Source organism: Pantoea sp. ARC270 (assembly GCF_003236725.1).
GTDB lineage: Bacteria > Pseudomonadota > Gammaproteobacteria > Enterobacterales > Enterobacteriaceae > Pantoea > Pantoea anthophila.
Window position 1 is genome coordinate 1 of sequence record NZ_PUGA01000044.1, and the last position, 15,434, is coordinate 15,434.

Here is a 15,434-nt window from a genome sequence, read left to right on the forward strand (position 1 = left end):
TCACCCAAGAGCAAGCTCTCTGTGCTACCGTCCGACTTGCATGTGTTAGGCCTGCCGCCAGCGTTCAATCTGAGCCATGATCAAACTCTTCAATTTAAAGTTTGATTTGCTGAAACGAGTTCAGCGGTGCTCATCTGTAAAACGTCATAATGAATTTCATTATGTGTTCACTCGTGAGGCTTTGATATTTTTGTGCGTCCAAAGACGCTGATATCAATCCTGCGAGTGCCCACACAGATTGTCTGATAAATTGTTAAAGAGCAGTGCGAACAGTGCGTTAGCGTCCTGTCGCGAGGTGGCGTATATTACGCTTTTCTCCTTCAGAGTCAACCTCTTTTTCAGAAGTTTTTCTCCGGCGGCTCAGTCTCCTGAACCTTCAACCCGTTTCCCGTTGCCGGTGTGCCGTGTCGATGGAGGCGCATTATAGGGATCCCGTTTCAGAGCACAACCCTTTTTTTGGATCTTTTTTCTGAACGGTTATAAATGATCCAGATTGATGAGATCGCCAGCGATCCAAGCCAGAATAGGCTTGTCAGCTGGCTAAAATCGCATCAGGCTGCTGAGAAAACAGAATAAAGGAGAACACAATGACTTCCGCCTTACGTCCTTATAAAGATCGCTTTCCACAAACTGGCCAGCGCGTCATGGTCGATCCAGCCAGTGTTGTGGTGGGTGATGTCATCATGGCCGATGACGTGAGCATCTGGCCGCTGGTCGTCATCCGGGGAGACGTGAATCAGGTTCGCATCGGTGCCCGTACTAATGTGCAGGATGGCAGTGTTCTGCATGTCACGCATAAATCTGCCGCTAACCCGGAAGGCTTCCCGCTGATTATTGGCGAGGATGTCACGGTCGGGCACAAAGCGATGCTGCATGGCTGCACTATCGGCGATCGTGTGCTTGTCGGGATGGGCTCGATTCTGCTTGATGGCGTAATAGTAGAAGAAGAGGTCATGATTGGGGCAGGCAGTCTGGTCCCTCCAGGTAAACGGCTGGAGAGCGGCTATCTCTATCTGGGCAGTCCGGTCAGACAGATCAGGCCGCTGAACGACCAGGAGAAGGAAGGATTACGCTATTCGGCGAATAACTATGTCGGCTGGAAAAATGATTACCTGGCGGGAGATAACCAGACCCAGCCCTGAGCATCAACACGCTCCTGACGAATGGCCGCTTCGGCTTCATCTTCGAGATCCCAGCGATGGTGCTGAAACAGCGCCATCGCCTCCCCTTCGCCAAAGCGTGACGTCAGCGACATACGGCTGATCGCACAGATCAACCGCATACCGTTAACCAGTACCGGGAAGCAGACGGCATCCCGTTCAGCGTCATAGGTTTCATCGTCAGGAAACTGAATCGCCTGATTCATGGCTGCATAGCCTGTTTCAGCTGAGCAATGACCGGCGCAACTTCCGGCATCACACCATGCCATATATAGAAGGCATGCGCCGCCTGCCCCACCAGCATTCCCACACCATCCGCCAGAGCGTGCGCTCCCTGCGTCTGACACCAGAGCAGGAAAGGCGTCAGCCCGCTTTGATAGAACATGTCATAGCAGCGTACGCCGGGATGGATCAGCTCCGCAGGTAGAGGGGGTGTTTTCCCCTCTACACCGCTTGAAGTCGCATTGATGATAAGGTCGAAACGCTGGTCCGCCAGTTGATCAAACGCAGCTGCACGGATAGTGCCGCTCTTTGCGAACAGGCCAGCCAGCTCCCCTGCCCGTTCGGCGGTGCGGTTTACCACGGTGAGCGTCACCCCTGACGAAAGCAAAGGATGAATCACACCGCGCGCCGCCCCACCTGCGCCCACCAGCAGAACATTGTCGCCCGCATTGATCATCTTCAGCCGTTCAAGATCGCTTAACAGGCCGATACCATCCGTGTTGTCACCCAGGATCTGCCCGTCGCTGAGCTTTTTTACCGTATTAACGGCGCCGGACAGGGCCGCGCGTTCACTGAGTTGATCGGCAAACTCCCAGGCCTGCTGTTTAAAAGGCAGGGTCACGTTGGCGCCACGACCGCCCTGTGCAAAAAAGGTTGTCAGCGCATCGCGAAATCCGTCAACCGGTGCACAGATCCGGCCATATTGATGCTCGATACCTGTCTGTTCAGCAAAAGCCTGATGGATCAGCGGAGATTTACTGTGGCTGATCGGATTACCGAAAACGGCGAATTGATCCATGAGTTAACCCTGACGTATAAGTTCGCCGCTGATTACATCGCGGATTTCTGAAGGATTGAGTCGTCCCCCCGTTTTCCCGGACAGAACCGGGAACTCCTCACCAAACTGCTTATACACTTCTTCTGCCGTACGGCAGGGTGGCTGTCCTGACAGATTGGCGCTGGTTGAAACCAGTGGTTTACCAAATGCGCGGCAAAGCGCCTGCACATCCGGATGGTCACTGACCCGTATCGCCAGCGAGTCGAACTGTCCGGTCAGCCAGCGGGGCGTCTGGGGAGGAACCGGGACGACAAAGGTCACCGGGCCGGGCCAGCAGGCGAACATGCGCTCACGCTGGATCACAGAGAGTTCACGATCGGAGATATAGGGTTCAAGCTGGGAATAATCAGCTGCGATCAGAATGAGTCCCTTTTCTACCGGACGCTGTTTCAGCGCCAGCAGCGCCATGACGGCAGATTCACTGTCAGGGTCGCAGCCCAGACCAAATACGGCTTCAGTGGGATAGGCGATGACCGCCTGACGATTCAGCTCTGCTACGCAGCGCTCAAGTGAATCGGCGAGGTGTTGATTTTCCATGATCTATTCATTCTCTTCAGCAATGGCTTTGCCACAACTTTTACTGGCGCAGAAGCGTTTAACCCCCTGCGCTGTCTTTTTTTCAACCAGCAACGGAAACTGACACCAGGCACAGACCCCGGCCACGGGCGTCAGGTTGACGACAAACTGGCAGGCGGGATAACGATCACAGGAGTGGAACGTTTTGCCATAACGGGAACGCCGCTGAACCAGCCGGCCTTCATGGCACTGTGGACACGTCAGCGTCGTTTCGTCCGGTTTGTCGATGGTTTCACTGTAGCCGCATTCAGGATAGTGGCTACAGCCAATAAACATGCCATAACGGCCCTGCCGCAACACTTTATCGGCTCCGCATTCAGGACAGGCGTGACCTTCCAGCACTTTAACTACATGGCCATCGGCCTGCCCTTTCAAGGGCCGGATGTAGTCACATGCCGGATAGTTGGCGCATCCCAGAAAAGGGCCATGTTTACCCGAGCGGATAACCAGTTCTGCCCCGCAAGCGGGGCAGGGATCCTGTTTACGCACGGTGAAGAGTGCAGCTTTACTCATAGCGATAAATGCATGAAAGGAAATTTAATGCAGCATACCTTCATTGACGTCGAATAGCAGTTCTTCCATCTGCTGATAGGCATTTTCACATCCCGGGATGTTGAACAACACCATCAGCACCACCCATTTGAGGTCCTCCAGATCAAACTCAGAGGTATCCAGCGCCATGACACGTTCGATGACCATCTCACGGGTTTCCAGATTCAGCACCTGAATCTGCTCCAGGAAGAGCAGGAAACCGCGGCTTTCGGCATCTAAACGTTTACTCTCTTCGTCGGTATAAATACGCATAGAGAGCGGATCGTTGGTCAGTAAAATTGGCGCAACCAGTCCTTCCTGATAATCCGCCAGTCTTTCCAGCCAGTTAAGCGCACTGTAAATATCTTCACGATGGAACCCGGCATCCGTCAGGTCATCTGTCAATCTGTCCTGATCAACACCCATTTCTGCTTCGTTGTGGATATAGGTCTCAAACAAGTACATGAGTACGTCGAACATGGCATGCCCTCCTCAATCGGACATAGCCGCCGGGTACAGCTGCGATCCATCCTGCTAACTCCAGTTCCAGCAATTGAGCTGAGATAACTGGCACAGATTGGCCGGCACGTTCAGCGACAACGTCAACAGGTGTAACCTCATCACCTACGTTAGCCAACACATCAGCAAATGGCAATGGAGCATCGTCACCTGGTTCAGAATAAATTTCGTCATCCTGTGTCACAGGCAGCCAGTTCAGTGCCCCAGCCAGATCCTCCAGAATGTTGTTAGGATGTGCCACCAGCAGGGCCCCCTGCTGAATCAGCCAGTTCACGCCTTCGCTTAAGGGGTTGCCGAGCGCGCCAGGTAGTGCATAAACATTGCGGTTTTGCTCCAGCGCATAGCGAGCGGTCACCAGTGAACCACTCTTCAGCGAGGCCTCCACCACCAGCACGCCCAGACTCAGGCCACTGATGATCCGATTACGACGCGGAAAGTTGAGCGGATGAGGAATGGTGTTCAGCGGAAACTCAGACACCACGGCACCGCCCTGCTCAACAATCTCTGCGGCAAGGCGGACATGCTGTCGGGGATAGAGCCGCTGCAGCCCGCTGCCTAATATGGCTACCGTTTTGCCGCCGGTACTGAGTGCCGCCTGATGCGCAACGCCATCAATCCCCCGCGCCAGTCCACTGGTGATGGTCAGCCCGCTGAGGCTCAGGTGCCGGGTAAACCATTCGCCCCAGTAACGGCCATTGGGTGAGCCGTTCCGGCTGCCCACGACTGCCAGCTGTGGGGTAGTGATAACGGCCGGATCGCCGTGGATGTAGAGCAGCGGCGGAAAGCGACTGGTTTCCCTGAGCCGGGCAGGATAGGCGGCGTCCAGCGCAGTGATCAGATGATGGGCAGGACTGCGCGCTAACCAGTGCTGCACATCGGTGATCGTTTTTTCAGGCAGATCAGCGTATTGCTGACACTGCGCAGCGTCTAACCCCAGCCGCATAAGTTTCCCGCTGTCTGCCGGTGCATCGCCCAGCTGCTGCGCCACGGTCAGCCAGCGCTTTCCTGTCATTCCACACACCGCGGCCAGCCGCAGATACTGCGCTATTTTGTCCATTTGCTGCTCCCTGATTGCCCCGGCTTCCTGCCGCACAATGCTGTCAATCAGGTCTCAGAAAGTCTACAATATGAGGCAGTAATCTTTTCCTAAACGAATACAGATCTGGATATTTATGTCAGTTTTGCAGGTATTACATTTTCCTGACGAGCGCCTTCGCAAAGTCGCCGCGCCCGTTAAAGAAGTTAACGCAGACATTCAGCGTATCGTTGATGATATGTTCGAGACGATGTATGCCGAAGAGGGCATCGGTCTTGCGGCGACGCAGGTCGATATTCATCAGCGCATCATCGTGATTGACGTCTCTGAAAGTCGTGAAGAGCGTTTAGTCCTGATCAACCCTGAGCTGCTGGAAAAAAGCGGTGAAACCGGTATTGAAGAGGGCTGCCTGTCGATTCCGGAACAGCGTGCATTTGTCCCGCGTGCTGAGCGCGTAAAAGTTCGCGCGCTGGATCGCGACGGTAACAGTTTCGAACTGGAAGCCAGCGACTTACTCGCCATCTGTATCCAGCATGAGATCGATCATCTGGAAGGCAAACTGTTTATTGATTATCTGTCGCCTCTGAAGCGTCAGCGGATCAAAACCAGATTAGAGAAACTGGCGCGTCAGAACGCCCAGGCTTCCTGAGATCTTAAAAAGGGATAAACGTGTCTGCCCCGCTAAAAATCATTTTTGCCGGCACTCCTGACTTTGCAGCGCGTCATCTTGACGCGCTGCTTGCTTCTGAGCATCAGGTTATCGGTGTCTTTACTCAGCCCGACCGCCCTGCGGGTCGCGGCAACAAACTCACGCCTGGCCCGGTCAAAACGCTGGCGCTGGCTCATGACATTCCGGTATTTCAGCCAAAGTCGCTGCGACCTGAAGAGAATCAGCAGCTGGTTGCTGACCTGCAGGCCGATGTGATGGTTGTCGTGGCGTATGGATTAATTCTGCCCAGGGCGGTGCTGGATATGCCGCGTCTGGGCTGCATCAATGTCCACGGTTCGCTGCTCCCCCGCTGGCGTGGTGCCGCGCCGATTCAGCGTGCGCTCTGGGCTGGCGACAGTGAAACTGGCGTCACCATCATGCAGATGGATGTGGGTTTAGATACCGGCGATATGCTGCATAAACTGGCCTGCCCGATTACCCCCCAGGACACCAGTGCCACTCTGTATGACAGACTGGCCCAGCTCGGCCCGCAGGGGCTGCTGGATACGCTGACGTTACTCAACACGCAGCAGGCCTCACCCGAAAAACAGGATGAAGCACTCGCCAGCTACGCTGAGAAGCTGAGCAAAGAGGAGGCGCGTCTTGACTGGAGACTGCCCGCAGAACAGCTTGAGCGCTGTATCCGCGCCTTTAATCCCTGGCCGATGAGTTTTTTCACGATTGACGACCAGCCGGTGAAAGTCTGGCAGGCTACCGTACTGCCTCATCGCGACCATGCACCGGGTGAAATTATCGCTGCAGACAAGCAGGGCATCCAGGTCGCGACCGCCGAGGGCGTATTGAATCTGGTGCAGTTACAGCCCGCCGGTAAAAAACCGATGTCGGCTCAGGATCTTCTCAACTCGCGTCGGGAATGGTTCGAACCTGGAACCCTTCTGGACTGACTCTCTGGCCCGGTGACTTACCGGGCTTTTTGTTTGATGACAAAACCCTATGACTAAATCAACCAACCTGCGTAGCCTCTCCGCCCAACTGATTGAGCGCGTTGTGGACAAAGGCGAATCCCTGAATACGGTTCTGCCTGCCGCCCAGAAAAAACTCACCGACAAAGATAGCGCATTAGTACAGGAGATCTGTTTTGGTGTTCTGCGCACACTGCCGCAGCTGGAAGCGCTGATTGGCAAACTGATGGAACGTCCACTGACCGGTAAACAGCGGGTTCTTCACTATCTGATCATGGTCGGACTTTATCAGCTGGAATATACCCGGGTGCCAGCCCACGCTGCACTGGCTGAAACCGTCGCGGGCGCAGAGGTGCTGAAGCGCACCAGCCTGAAAGGATTATTAAACGGGGTATTGCGCCAGTTTCAGCGCCAGCGTGAAACGTTACTCGCCAGCATTCAGGATGGCCCACAACGTTATCTCCATCCGGGCTGGCTGCTTAAGCGATTGCAGCACGCCTGGCCGGAACAGTGGGAGCATATCGTCGAAGCAAATAATCTGCGTCCGCCGATGTGGCTGCGGGTTAACCGTCAGCATCACTCACGTGACGCCTGGCTGACCATGCTGACTGAAAGCGGCAGAAATGCACAGCCGGCTGCCGATGTCCCGGATGCGTTGCGGCTTGACGCCCCCGCCCCGGTCAGCCAGTTGCCTGGCTTTGATCAGGGCTGGGTGACCGTACAGGATTTATCAGCCCAGCGCTGCGCTCTGCTGCTCGAACCTCAGAATGGCGAGCAGATTCTGGATTTATGTGCGGCCCCCGGCGGTAAAACGACCCATATCCTTGAGATTGCACCGGAAGCCGACGTGCTGGCTGTCGATGTGGATGCGCAGCGTCTTAAACGCGTTGATGAGAATCTGCAGCGACTGGGCATGAAAGCGGAGGTCAAACAGGGGGACGGACGGACACCGCAGCAGTGGTGTGGCGATCGCCAGTTTGACCGTATCCTGCTGGATGCGCCCTGCTCTGCAACCGGCGTTATCCGCCGACATCCCGATATTAAGTGGCTGCGCCGCGATCGCGATATCGCTGAGCTGGCAAAGCTGCAGCGTGAGATCCTGGACGCTATCTGGCCGCACCTGAAACCTGGCGGCACGCTGATTTATGCCACCTGCTCTATCCTGCCTGAAGAGAACCACCAGCAGATTGAGGCTTTCCTGCAGCGACAGCACGATGCGCAGGCGGAGCCGCTCAGGGATGCACCGGCGAGCGGGTTACAGGTCTTTCCGGATGCTGAAGGCGGAGATGGTTTCTTCTACGCTAAGCTGATAAAAAATTCGGGTTCACACTGATATGAGTATTGATAAGCGATGAAAATAATCATTCTGGGCGCAGGTCAGGTAGGCGGAACGCTGGCAGAGAATCTGGTGGGTGAAAACAACGATATCACAGTCGTTGATACCGATTCGGCACGCCTGCGTCATCTGCAGGATAAGTTCGATCTGCGTGTAGTGCAGGGACACGGTTCACATCCGCGCATCCTGCGTGAGGCGGGCGCTGAAGACGCCGACATGCTGGTTGCCGTTACCAGTTCGGATGAAACCAACATGATTGCCTGTCAGATTGCTTATTCGCTTTTCAATACGCCGAACCGTATCGCCCGTATTCGTGCGGCGGACTATCTGCGCGATGCAGATAAGCTTTTTATGCCGGAAGCCGTTCCTATCGACCATCTGATCTCACCAGAGCAGCTGGTCATCGATAATATCTACCGTTTGATCCAGTATCCGGGCGCACTGCAGGTGGTGAATTTTGCCGAAGGCAAAGTCAGCCTGGCCGTAGTCAAAGCGTATTATGGCGGGCCTCTGGTGGGAAATCCGCTTTCGATCCTGCGTGAGCACATGCCGCACATTGATACCCGTGTCGCCGCCATCTTCCGTCAGGACCGTCCGATTCGTCCCCAGGGTTCGACCATCGTCGAGGCAGGTGATGAAGTGTTTTTCATCGCGGCCAGCCAGAATATTCGTGCAGTAATGAGCGAAATGCAGCGGCTGGAAAAGCCTTACAAGCGCATCATGTTAGTGGGAGGCGGCAATATCGGTTTCGGTCTGGCACAGCAGCTGGAAAAGCACTACAGCGTGAAGCTGATCGAGCGTAATCCCCAGCGGGCCGCCGAACTGGCTGAACATCTCCATGATACCGTCGTCTTTTATGGCGATGCGTCAGACCAGGAGTTGCTTGCGGAGGAGCATGTCGAGCAGGTTGACCTGTTCATTGCGGTCACCAATGATGATGAAGCCAATATCATGTCAGCCATGCTGGCAAAAAAGATGGGCGCCAAAAAAGTCATGGTGCTGATTCAGCGTCGCGCTTATGTGGATCTGGTGCAGGGCAGTGTTATCGATATCGCGATTTCTCCTCAGCAGGCCACCATCTCTGCCCTGCTGGGCCATGTCCGTAAAGCGGATATCGTGGGTGTTTCCTCGCTGCGTCGCGGCATCGCTGAGGCGATCGAAGCGATAGCGCACGGTGACGAATCGACATCACGGGTGGTGGGCCGCGCAATAGATGACATCAAACTGCCCCCGGGTACCATCATTGGTGCGGTGGTGCGCGGCGATGATGTGATGATTGCCAATGACAACCTGCGTATCGAGCAGGGTGACCATGTGATCATGTTCCTGACCGATAAGAAATTCGTGTCGGATGTTGAGCGGCTCTTCCAGCCAAGTCCTTTCTTCCTGTAAATCCTGTATTGATTTTCAGTCGGGGGAGTTATGCAAAACAGCCACCTGTTTGGCTGCGCTTATGGAAAAAACAGCAAGGTTTGTTAGACTTTATGACACTGGCAAGGAGAGGAGTTAAGTATGAGTTTAATCAAAGAGTTTCGTGATTTTGCAATGCGCGGGAATGTGATGGATCTGGCCGTCGGTGTCATCATCGGCGCTGCGTTTGGTAAGATCGTCTCATCATTAGTAGCTAACATCATTATGCCACCGTTGGGCTTATTGATCGGTGGTGTCGATTTTAAATCGTTTGCCTGGGTGCTTAAGCCTGCTGTTGGCGACACGCCTGCCGTCGTTATGCAGTACGGTATCTTCCTGCAGAGTATCTTCGACTTTGTCATCATTGCCTTTGCCATCTTTATGGCGATCAAACTGATGAACCGTCTCTACAAGAAAAAAGAAGTTGAGAAGCCTGCACCTAAACCTTCAAACGAAGAAGTGCTGCTGACTGAAATTCGCGACCTGCTTAAACAGCAGAATACCCGCGTATAATAAACAAACCGCCTCTGAGGCGGTTTTTTAATGGTAAAGAAGAAGGGCAGTGATAAGACGCTTTCTTATCACTGCCCTCCCATCCCTGCCCCTTGGTGTGTTTTTCCTTCCGTCTGAAGCTGCCCTTACCCTTTTGTTTCTGCTCAATGCGCTGACGGAAAAGCGGGTCGTGTAACAGAGCCTCAATCGCGTTATCGCGGATTTGCCCCCTGGTATGCTGATATTTACTCATAACGCCTCCTGTTGAGATGGTCTGATACTCTATTCCTTTGCGGTAAAATCACAAGACCCTTGTTTGTCTGAAGCCTCTCCCCGCTCCAGTGCCTCCAGAATTGAGCACGAAATGCTACTGTGGCTGTGACCACAACAGGCGTCCGAAAGAATACGCAGAGAACGCTGCATCGACTCAAGTTCCGCTATCATCTGCGCCACTTCATCCAGCCGTTTCTCAACGATCGCTTTTGACTCTTGGCAGGTGTGATGTGCCGGATCAACCCGGATTGACAGAAGTTCCCGGATCGCTTCCAGACTGAAGCCGAGCTTACGACCGTGGCGAATAAATTTCAGACGCTGCAGATCGCCTTCGCTGTAGAGGCGAAAACCACCTTCGGTACGCTCACCATGATCCATCATCTGCTGCTTTTCATAAAAACGGATGGTGTCAGGCGTTACCTCAGCAAGCTTTGCTAACTGACCAATACGGAACATCTACTCCTCCTCGCGAAAATGGTGGCGTATCGCGGTAGCATAGTTTCCATGAAGAAAATCGGTACTCATGCCCGCCTGTCGCAAGCGCAGCTCCAGCACCTGAAGCCGGTGACAGTGATCCTGATAGTCACGATCCGCAGGCTCCAGCTGGCGAATCAGATCGTTGACTTCCATCGCCTCACGCCTTAACTCCAGCTCGGGGGGCAGAAAGCCAGAATTTTTCAGCAGTCGATACCCTGCCCTTAACTCCGGAGGGACATGACTGTCATCATCCAGCTGTAGCGGTTTGCCAGAGCCAAGAAGGTTACTGAGTTCACCTTTTTCCAGTGCCGCTTTGATGTGCTGTTCAGCAAGTTCGTCTACCAGCCACATAACAGATGCCCTCAAAAATAGAAGCGTCATTCTAAGGTAGCGAATTTCAGGCAATAAAAAACCCGCCGAAGCGGGTTTTTTACGTTGCTGCAGATTACTCTGCGGCTGCTTCTGCTTGAGCTTCTGGACGATCAACCAGCTCGATGTAAGCCATCGGAGCGTTGTCACCAGCACGGAAGCCACACTTCAGAATACGAGTGTAACCACCAGCACGGCTCGCAAAACGCGGGCCCAGCTCATTAAACAGTTTTGCCACGATCTCGTTATCACGAGTACGGGCGAATGCCAGACGACGATTAGCTACGTTGTCGGTCTTGGCAAGAGTAATCAGCGGCTCAACTACGCGACGCAGTTCTTTGGCTTTCGGCAGAGTCGTTTTGATGATCTCATGACGAACCAGAGAACCGGCCATGTTGCGGAACATAGCCTGACGATGGCTGCTGTTGCGGTTCAGTTGACGACCACTCTTACGATGGCGCATGACCTTATCCTTCTCAGTGAAACCTTAACCTGTGATCGGTTTATTCATCAGCAATGCTTGCCGGTGGCCAGTTCTCAAGGCGCATGCCCAGAGACAGACCACGTGAAGCGAGCACATCTTTAATCTCAGTAAGAGATTTTTTACCCAGGTTAGGCGTTTTAAGCAGCTCAACCTCGGTACGCTGTACCAGATCACCGATGTAGTGGATAGCTTCTGCCTTAAGGCAGTTAGCAGAGCGGACAGTCAATTCCAGATCGTCAACAGGGCGCAGCAGGATCGGATCGAATTCTGGTTTCTCTTCTTTAACTTCCGGCTGACGTACATCACGTAAGTCAACGAAAGCTTCAAGTTGTTCAGCCAGAATGGTCGCCGCACGACGAATCGCCTCTTCAGGATCGATTGTGCCGTTGGTTTCCATTTCGATGACCAGCTTGTCCAGGTCGGTGCGCTGCTCTACACGCGCTGCTTCAACATTGTAGGCGATACGGTCTACAGGGCTGTAGCAAGCGTCAACTAACAGGCGGCCGATTGGGCGCTCATCTTCTTCCGAATGAATTCGGGCAGAAGCCGGCACATAGCCACGACCACGCTGAACTTTGATACGCATGCTGATAGCCGCGTTCTCATCGGTCAGATGGCAGATGACATGCTGAGGCTTGACGATTTCGACATCACCATCATGGGTAATGTCGGCTGCAGTCACAGGGCCAATGCCAGATTTATTCAGGGTCAGAATAACTTCATCTTTACCCTGAACTCTTACCGCCAGCCCTTTCAGGTTGAGCAGGATTTCCAGGATATCTTCCTGTACGCCCTCTTTGGTGCTGTACTCATGAAGTACACCATCAATTTCAACCTCGGTCACCGCGCAACCCGGCATGGATGAAAGCAGAATACGGCGCAGTGCGTTACCAAGAGTATGGCCAAAGCCACGCTCTAAAGGCTCAAGGGTCACCTTGGCGTGCGTCGAACTCACTTGCTCGATATCTACCAGGCGCGGTTTTAGAAACTCTGTCACAGAACCCTGCATTGTGTCCTCTCTTTGGTACTAAGCTTTACTTGGAGTAAAGCTCGACGATCAGGTGTTCGTTAATGTCCGCAGACAGATCAGTACGTTCAGGAATACGCTTGAACACACCTTCCATCTTAGTCGCATCAACTTCCAGCCAGGTTGGCTTTTCACGCTGCTCAGCCAGCTCCAGAGCGGCCTTCACGCGAGATTGCTTTTTGGCTTTCTCACGGATGCTAACGACATCATTCGGAGATACCTGATAAGAAGCGATGTTAACAACGCGGCCGTTTACCAGAACAGACTTGTGGCTAACCAGCTGACGTGCTTCTGCACGCGTGGCACCGAAGCCCATACGATAAACTACGTTGTCCAGACGACCTTCCAGCAGAGCCAACAGGTTTTCACCGGTGTTGCCTTTCAGACGAGCTGCTTCTTTGTAATAGTTACGGAACTGACGCTCCAGCACGCCGTAGATACGACGAACTTTCTGCTTCTCACGTAACTGACCGCCGTAATCAGACAGACGCGGTTTACGCGCACCATGCTGACCAGGGGCTTGTTCAATTTTACACTTGGAATCAATCGCGCGAACGCCAGACTTAAGGAATAAGTCAGTGCCCTCACGACGGCTCAGCTTGAGCTTAGGACCCAAATATCTTGCCATTTTCTTTCTCCAACTATCCTAAAAAAACGGGCGTTATACGCGACGTTTTTTCGGCGGACGACAACCGTTATGAGGGATCGGAGTCACATCAGTAATATTCGTGATGCGGAAACCAGCGGCGTTCAAAGCACGAATCGTAGATTCGCGACCTGGACCCGGACCCTTTACCATAACTTCCAGATTCTTAATTCCGTAATCTTTTACCGCTTCTGCACAGCGCTCTGCAGCGACCTGAGCAGCAAACGGAGTGGATTTACGTGAACCGCGGAAACCGGAACCACCGGCGGTTGCCCAACCCAGTGCGTTACCCTGACGATCAGTAATGGTAACGATGGTGTTGTTAAAAGAAGCATGGACATGAGCCACGCCATCTGAGACTTGTTTTCTTACACGCTTGCGTGCACGAACTGGTGCCTTTGCCATTATTTACTCACCCCGATTATTTCTTGATCGGTTTACGCGGACCCTTACGGGTACGTGCGTTGGTCTTGGTACGCTGACCGCGAACCGGAAGACCACGACGATGGCGCAAACCACGGTAGCAACCAAGGTCCATAAGACGCTTGATGCTCAGGGTGATTTCACGGCGCAGATCACCTTCAACAACGAATTTCGCAACTGCATCACGCAGCTGATCAATTTGTTCTTCAGACAGCTCACTGATCTTAACATTTTCAGCAATGCCCGTTGAAGCGCAGATGGCTTTTGAACGGGTTTTACCGATACCGAAGATCGAAGTTAATGCGATAACGGTATGTTTTTGATCAGGAATGTTAATGCCTGCTATACGGGCCACTATGCACTCCTATAATTAAACAAGCACGTCCCATGCTGAAAAGCCCGTTTTCAGGATACTCAAATGGAAACGTACTGACATACAAAAGATTGGCTGGCTAATCTAGCCAGCTCAACCCGACTTTGCAAGAAAAATATGTGACAAAATCAGCCTTGGCGCTGTTTATGCTTTGGCTCGGCGCTGCAGATCACACGTACGACACCGTCGCGACGAATGATTTTGCAGTTACGACATAATCTCTTGACGGAAGCACGAACTTTCATTTTTACTCTCCGTAACTTCTCAACCAACTGAATTAACGGCCGTAGCCTTTCAGGTTAGCTTTCTTCAGTGCCGACTCGTACTGACTGGACATCATCAGAGTTTGCACTTGAGCCATAAAGTCCATGATGACGACAACTACGATAAGCAGTGATGTACCGCCAAAGTAGAAGGGAACCTTCATCGCATCACGCATGAACTCCGGGATAAGGCAGATAAAAGTAATGTACAGGGCGCCGATTAAGGTCAAACGCGTCATTACTTTATCAATATACTTCGCCGTTTGCTCTCCCGGACGAATTCCCGGTACGAATGCACCAGACTTCTTCAGGTTATCTGCTGTTTCACGTGGGTTGAAAACCAACGCCGTATAGAAGAAACAGAAGAAGATGATTGCAGTCGCATAGAGTAGCACATAAAGCGGCTGTCCTGGCTGCAAATACAGCGAAATTGTTGTCAGCCAGTTCCAACCGGTACCGCCCCCAAACCACGATGCAATCGTTGCCGGGAACAGAATAATGCTGGAAGCAAAAATAGCCGGGATAACACCCGCCATATTCACTTTCAACGGTAAATGTGTGCTCTGTGCAGCGTAAACGCGACGACCCTGCTGACGTTTTGCGTAGTTCACCACAATGCGGCGCTGTCCACGTTCAACGAAAATAACAAAGTAGGTCACTGCGAATACGAGTACTGCAACCAACAGCAACAGAAGGAAGTGCAGGTCGCCTTGCCGCGCTTGCTCGATGGTATGGCCAATGGCCGGCGGAAGACCCGCAACAATACCTGCGAAGATAATGATCGAAATACCGTTACCGATACCCCGCTCAGTAATCTGTTCGCCCAGCCACATCAGGAACATTGTTCCTGAGACCAGACTCACAACAGCGGTAAAGTAGAACGCAAAGCCCGGATTCATCACCAGACCCTGCATCCCTGGCATATTCGGCAGACCGGTAGCAATACCGATCGACTGGAATATGGCCAATACCAACGTACCGTATCGGGTGTACTGGCTAATCTTACGACGGCCAGCCTCCCCTTCTTTCTTAATTTCCGCTAACGCTGGATGAACCACCGTTAATAACTGGATAATGATCGATGCCGAGATATACGGCATGATGCCCAGTGCGAAAATAGAAGCACGGCTGAGAGCACCACCAGAGAACATGTTAAACATTTCAATGATGGTGCCACGCTGTTGCTCAAGCAGTTTGGCAAGTACAGTGGCATCAATACCAGGGATTGGAATAAAAGAGCCAATACGGAAGACAATCAGTGCGCCGATGACAAACAGAAGTCTGCGTTTCAGCTCACCAAAGCCGCCTTTGGCGCTTTGAAAATCTAATCCCGGTTGTTTAGCCATC

The 15,434-nt window shown here is 53.0% G+C and carries 22 protein-coding genes and 1 rRNA gene; 6 read left to right on the top strand and 17 right to left on the bottom strand.

Annotated features, from left to right (window positions below; translation table 11 throughout):
* Positions 1–96 (bottom strand): 16S ribosomal RNA (locus CKF42_RS17945); the annotation flags it as partial.
* 491 nt (positions 97–587) lie between these two features.
* On the opposite strand from CKF42_RS17945, the gene CKF42_RS17950 reads away from it, so the two are divergent.
* Positions 588–1,142, top strand: coding sequence for a gamma carbonic anhydrase family protein (locus CKF42_RS17950; protein WP_058958283.1), 555 nt, complete (start codon positions 588–590; stop codon positions 1,140–1,142).
* On the opposite strand, the gene CKF42_RS17955 is transcribed toward CKF42_RS17950, so the two are convergent.
* From CKF42_RS17955 to dprA, 6 genes are read right to left on the bottom strand one after another with little or no spacing between them, the layout of a single operon-like run.
* Entirely contained in the window at positions 1,109–1,366 is a 258-nt protein-coding gene (locus tag CKF42_RS17955; protein ID WP_009087545.1) for a DUF1488 domain-containing protein, read from the bottom strand. The two genes, CKF42_RS17950 and CKF42_RS17955, sit on opposite strands and share 34 nt — an antisense overlap.
* A complete protein-coding gene (gene aroE, locus CKF42_RS17960) occupies positions 1,363–2,181 on the bottom strand; it encodes a shikimate dehydrogenase (RefSeq protein WP_111208840.1) in 819 nt (272 codons plus the stop codon). The genes CKF42_RS17955 and aroE overlap by 4 nt, the downstream gene beginning before the upstream one ends.
* Before the next feature lie 3 nt (positions 2,182–2,184).
* A complete protein-coding gene (gene tsaC, locus CKF42_RS17965; protein ID WP_046100689.1) occupies positions 2,185–2,757 on the bottom strand; it encodes an L-threonylcarbamoyladenylate synthase type 1 TsaC in 573 nt (190 codons plus the stop codon).
* Between the two features lie 3 nt (positions 2,758–2,760).
* Positions 2,761–3,309, bottom strand: a complete 549-nt coding sequence (locus CKF42_RS17970; RefSeq protein WP_111208841.1) for a topoisomerase DNA-binding C4 zinc finger domain-containing protein — start codon at positions 3,307–3,309, stop codon at positions 2,761–2,763.
* 24 nt (positions 3,310–3,333) lie between these two features.
* Positions 3,334–3,807 (bottom strand): DUF494 family protein Smg, encoded by a 474-nt coding sequence (smg, locus tag CKF42_RS17975; protein WP_009087552.1) that lies wholly within the window; start codon positions 3,805–3,807, stop codon positions 3,334–3,336.
* Entirely contained in the window at positions 3,779–4,903 is a 1,125-nt protein-coding gene (dprA, locus tag CKF42_RS17980; protein ID WP_009087554.1) for a DNA-protecting protein DprA, read from the bottom strand. Before dprA ends, smg begins: the two co-directional genes overlap by 29 nt.
* A gap of 115 nt (positions 4,904–5,018) precedes the next feature.
* Between dprA and def the strand changes: the two genes are divergently transcribed.
* From def to mscL, 5 genes are all read left to right on the top strand, one after another.
* A complete protein-coding gene (def, locus tag CKF42_RS17985; RefSeq protein ID WP_009087556.1) occupies positions 5,019–5,531 on the top strand; it encodes a peptide deformylase in 513 nt (170 codons plus the stop codon).
* A 20-nt stretch (positions 5,532–5,551) separates the two neighbouring features.
* Positions 5,552–6,496 (top strand): methionyl-tRNA formyltransferase, encoded by a 945-nt coding sequence (fmt, locus tag CKF42_RS17990; RefSeq protein ID WP_111208842.1) that lies wholly within the window; start codon positions 5,552–5,554, stop codon positions 6,494–6,496.
* A gap of 49 nt (positions 6,497–6,545) precedes the next feature.
* A complete protein-coding gene (gene rsmB / locus CKF42_RS17995; protein ID WP_111208843.1) occupies positions 6,546–7,847 on the top strand; it encodes a 16S rRNA (cytosine(967)-C(5))-methyltransferase RsmB in 1,302 nt (433 codons plus the stop codon).
* 18 nt (positions 7,848–7,865) lie between these two features.
* Entirely contained in the window at positions 7,866–9,242 is a 1,377-nt protein-coding gene (trkA, locus tag CKF42_RS18000) for a Trk system potassium transporter TrkA (RefSeq protein WP_009087562.1), read from the top strand.
* A 120-nt stretch (positions 9,243–9,362) separates the two neighbouring features.
* On the top strand, positions 9,363–9,773 hold the full coding sequence (gene mscL, locus CKF42_RS18005) for a large-conductance mechanosensitive channel protein MscL (protein ID WP_009087564.1): 411 nt from the start codon (positions 9,363–9,365) through the stop codon (positions 9,771–9,773).
* Here mscL and CKF42_RS18010 read toward each other — a convergent pair.
* The 10 genes from CKF42_RS18010 to secY all read right to left on the bottom strand — a co-directional run bounded on the left by CKF42_RS18010 (position 9,748) and on the right by secY (position 15,433).
* A complete protein-coding gene (locus CKF42_RS18010; RefSeq protein ID WP_111208844.1) occupies positions 9,748–10,005 on the bottom strand; it encodes an alternative ribosome-rescue factor A in 258 nt (85 codons plus the stop codon). The genes mscL and CKF42_RS18010 overlap by 26 nt on opposite strands.
* A gap of 29 nt (positions 10,006–10,034) precedes the next feature.
* Positions 10,035–10,481, bottom strand: coding sequence for a Zn(2+)-responsive transcriptional regulator (gene zntR / locus CKF42_RS18015; protein WP_009087570.1), 447 nt, complete (start codon positions 10,479–10,481; stop codon positions 10,035–10,037).
* Complete coding sequence (locus CKF42_RS18020; protein ID WP_111208845.1) at positions 10,482–10,853, bottom strand: DUF1992 domain-containing protein; 372 nt, start codon at positions 10,851–10,853, stop codon at positions 10,482–10,484.
* A gap of 94 nt (positions 10,854–10,947) precedes the next feature.
* On the bottom strand, positions 10,948–11,334 hold the full coding sequence (gene rplQ / locus CKF42_RS18025) for a 50S ribosomal protein L17 (RefSeq protein WP_009087575.1): 387 nt from the start codon (positions 11,332–11,334) through the stop codon (positions 10,948–10,950).
* A 40-nt stretch (positions 11,335–11,374) separates the two neighbouring features.
* Positions 11,375–12,364, bottom strand: a complete 990-nt coding sequence (gene rpoA / locus CKF42_RS18030) for a DNA-directed RNA polymerase subunit alpha (protein WP_003850179.1) — start codon at positions 12,362–12,364, stop codon at positions 11,375–11,377.
* Between the two features lie 25 nt (positions 12,365–12,389).
* Positions 12,390–13,010, bottom strand: coding sequence for a 30S ribosomal protein S4 (gene rpsD, locus CKF42_RS18035; protein WP_008927131.1), 621 nt, complete (start codon positions 13,008–13,010; stop codon positions 12,390–12,392).
* Positions 13,011–13,043: 33 nt separating this feature from the next.
* On the bottom strand, positions 13,044–13,433 hold the full coding sequence (gene rpsK / locus CKF42_RS18040; RefSeq protein ID WP_004160563.1) for a 30S ribosomal protein S11: 390 nt from the start codon (positions 13,431–13,433) through the stop codon (positions 13,044–13,046).
* 16 nt (positions 13,434–13,449) lie between these two features.
* Complete coding sequence (rpsM, locus tag CKF42_RS18045; RefSeq protein WP_003850176.1) at positions 13,450–13,806, bottom strand: 30S ribosomal protein S13; 357 nt, start codon at positions 13,804–13,806, stop codon at positions 13,450–13,452.
* A gap of 146 nt (positions 13,807–13,952) precedes the next feature.
* Complete coding sequence (gene rpmJ, locus CKF42_RS18050) at positions 13,953–14,069, bottom strand: 50S ribosomal protein L36 (RefSeq protein ID WP_010252805.1); 117 nt, start codon at positions 14,067–14,069, stop codon at positions 13,953–13,955.
* A gap of 32 nt (positions 14,070–14,101) precedes the next feature.
* Positions 14,102–15,433 (bottom strand): preprotein translocase subunit SecY, encoded by a 1,332-nt coding sequence (secY, locus tag CKF42_RS18055; RefSeq protein ID WP_009087577.1) that lies wholly within the window; start codon positions 15,431–15,433, stop codon positions 14,102–14,104.
* Position 15,434: the final 1 nt, after the last annotated feature.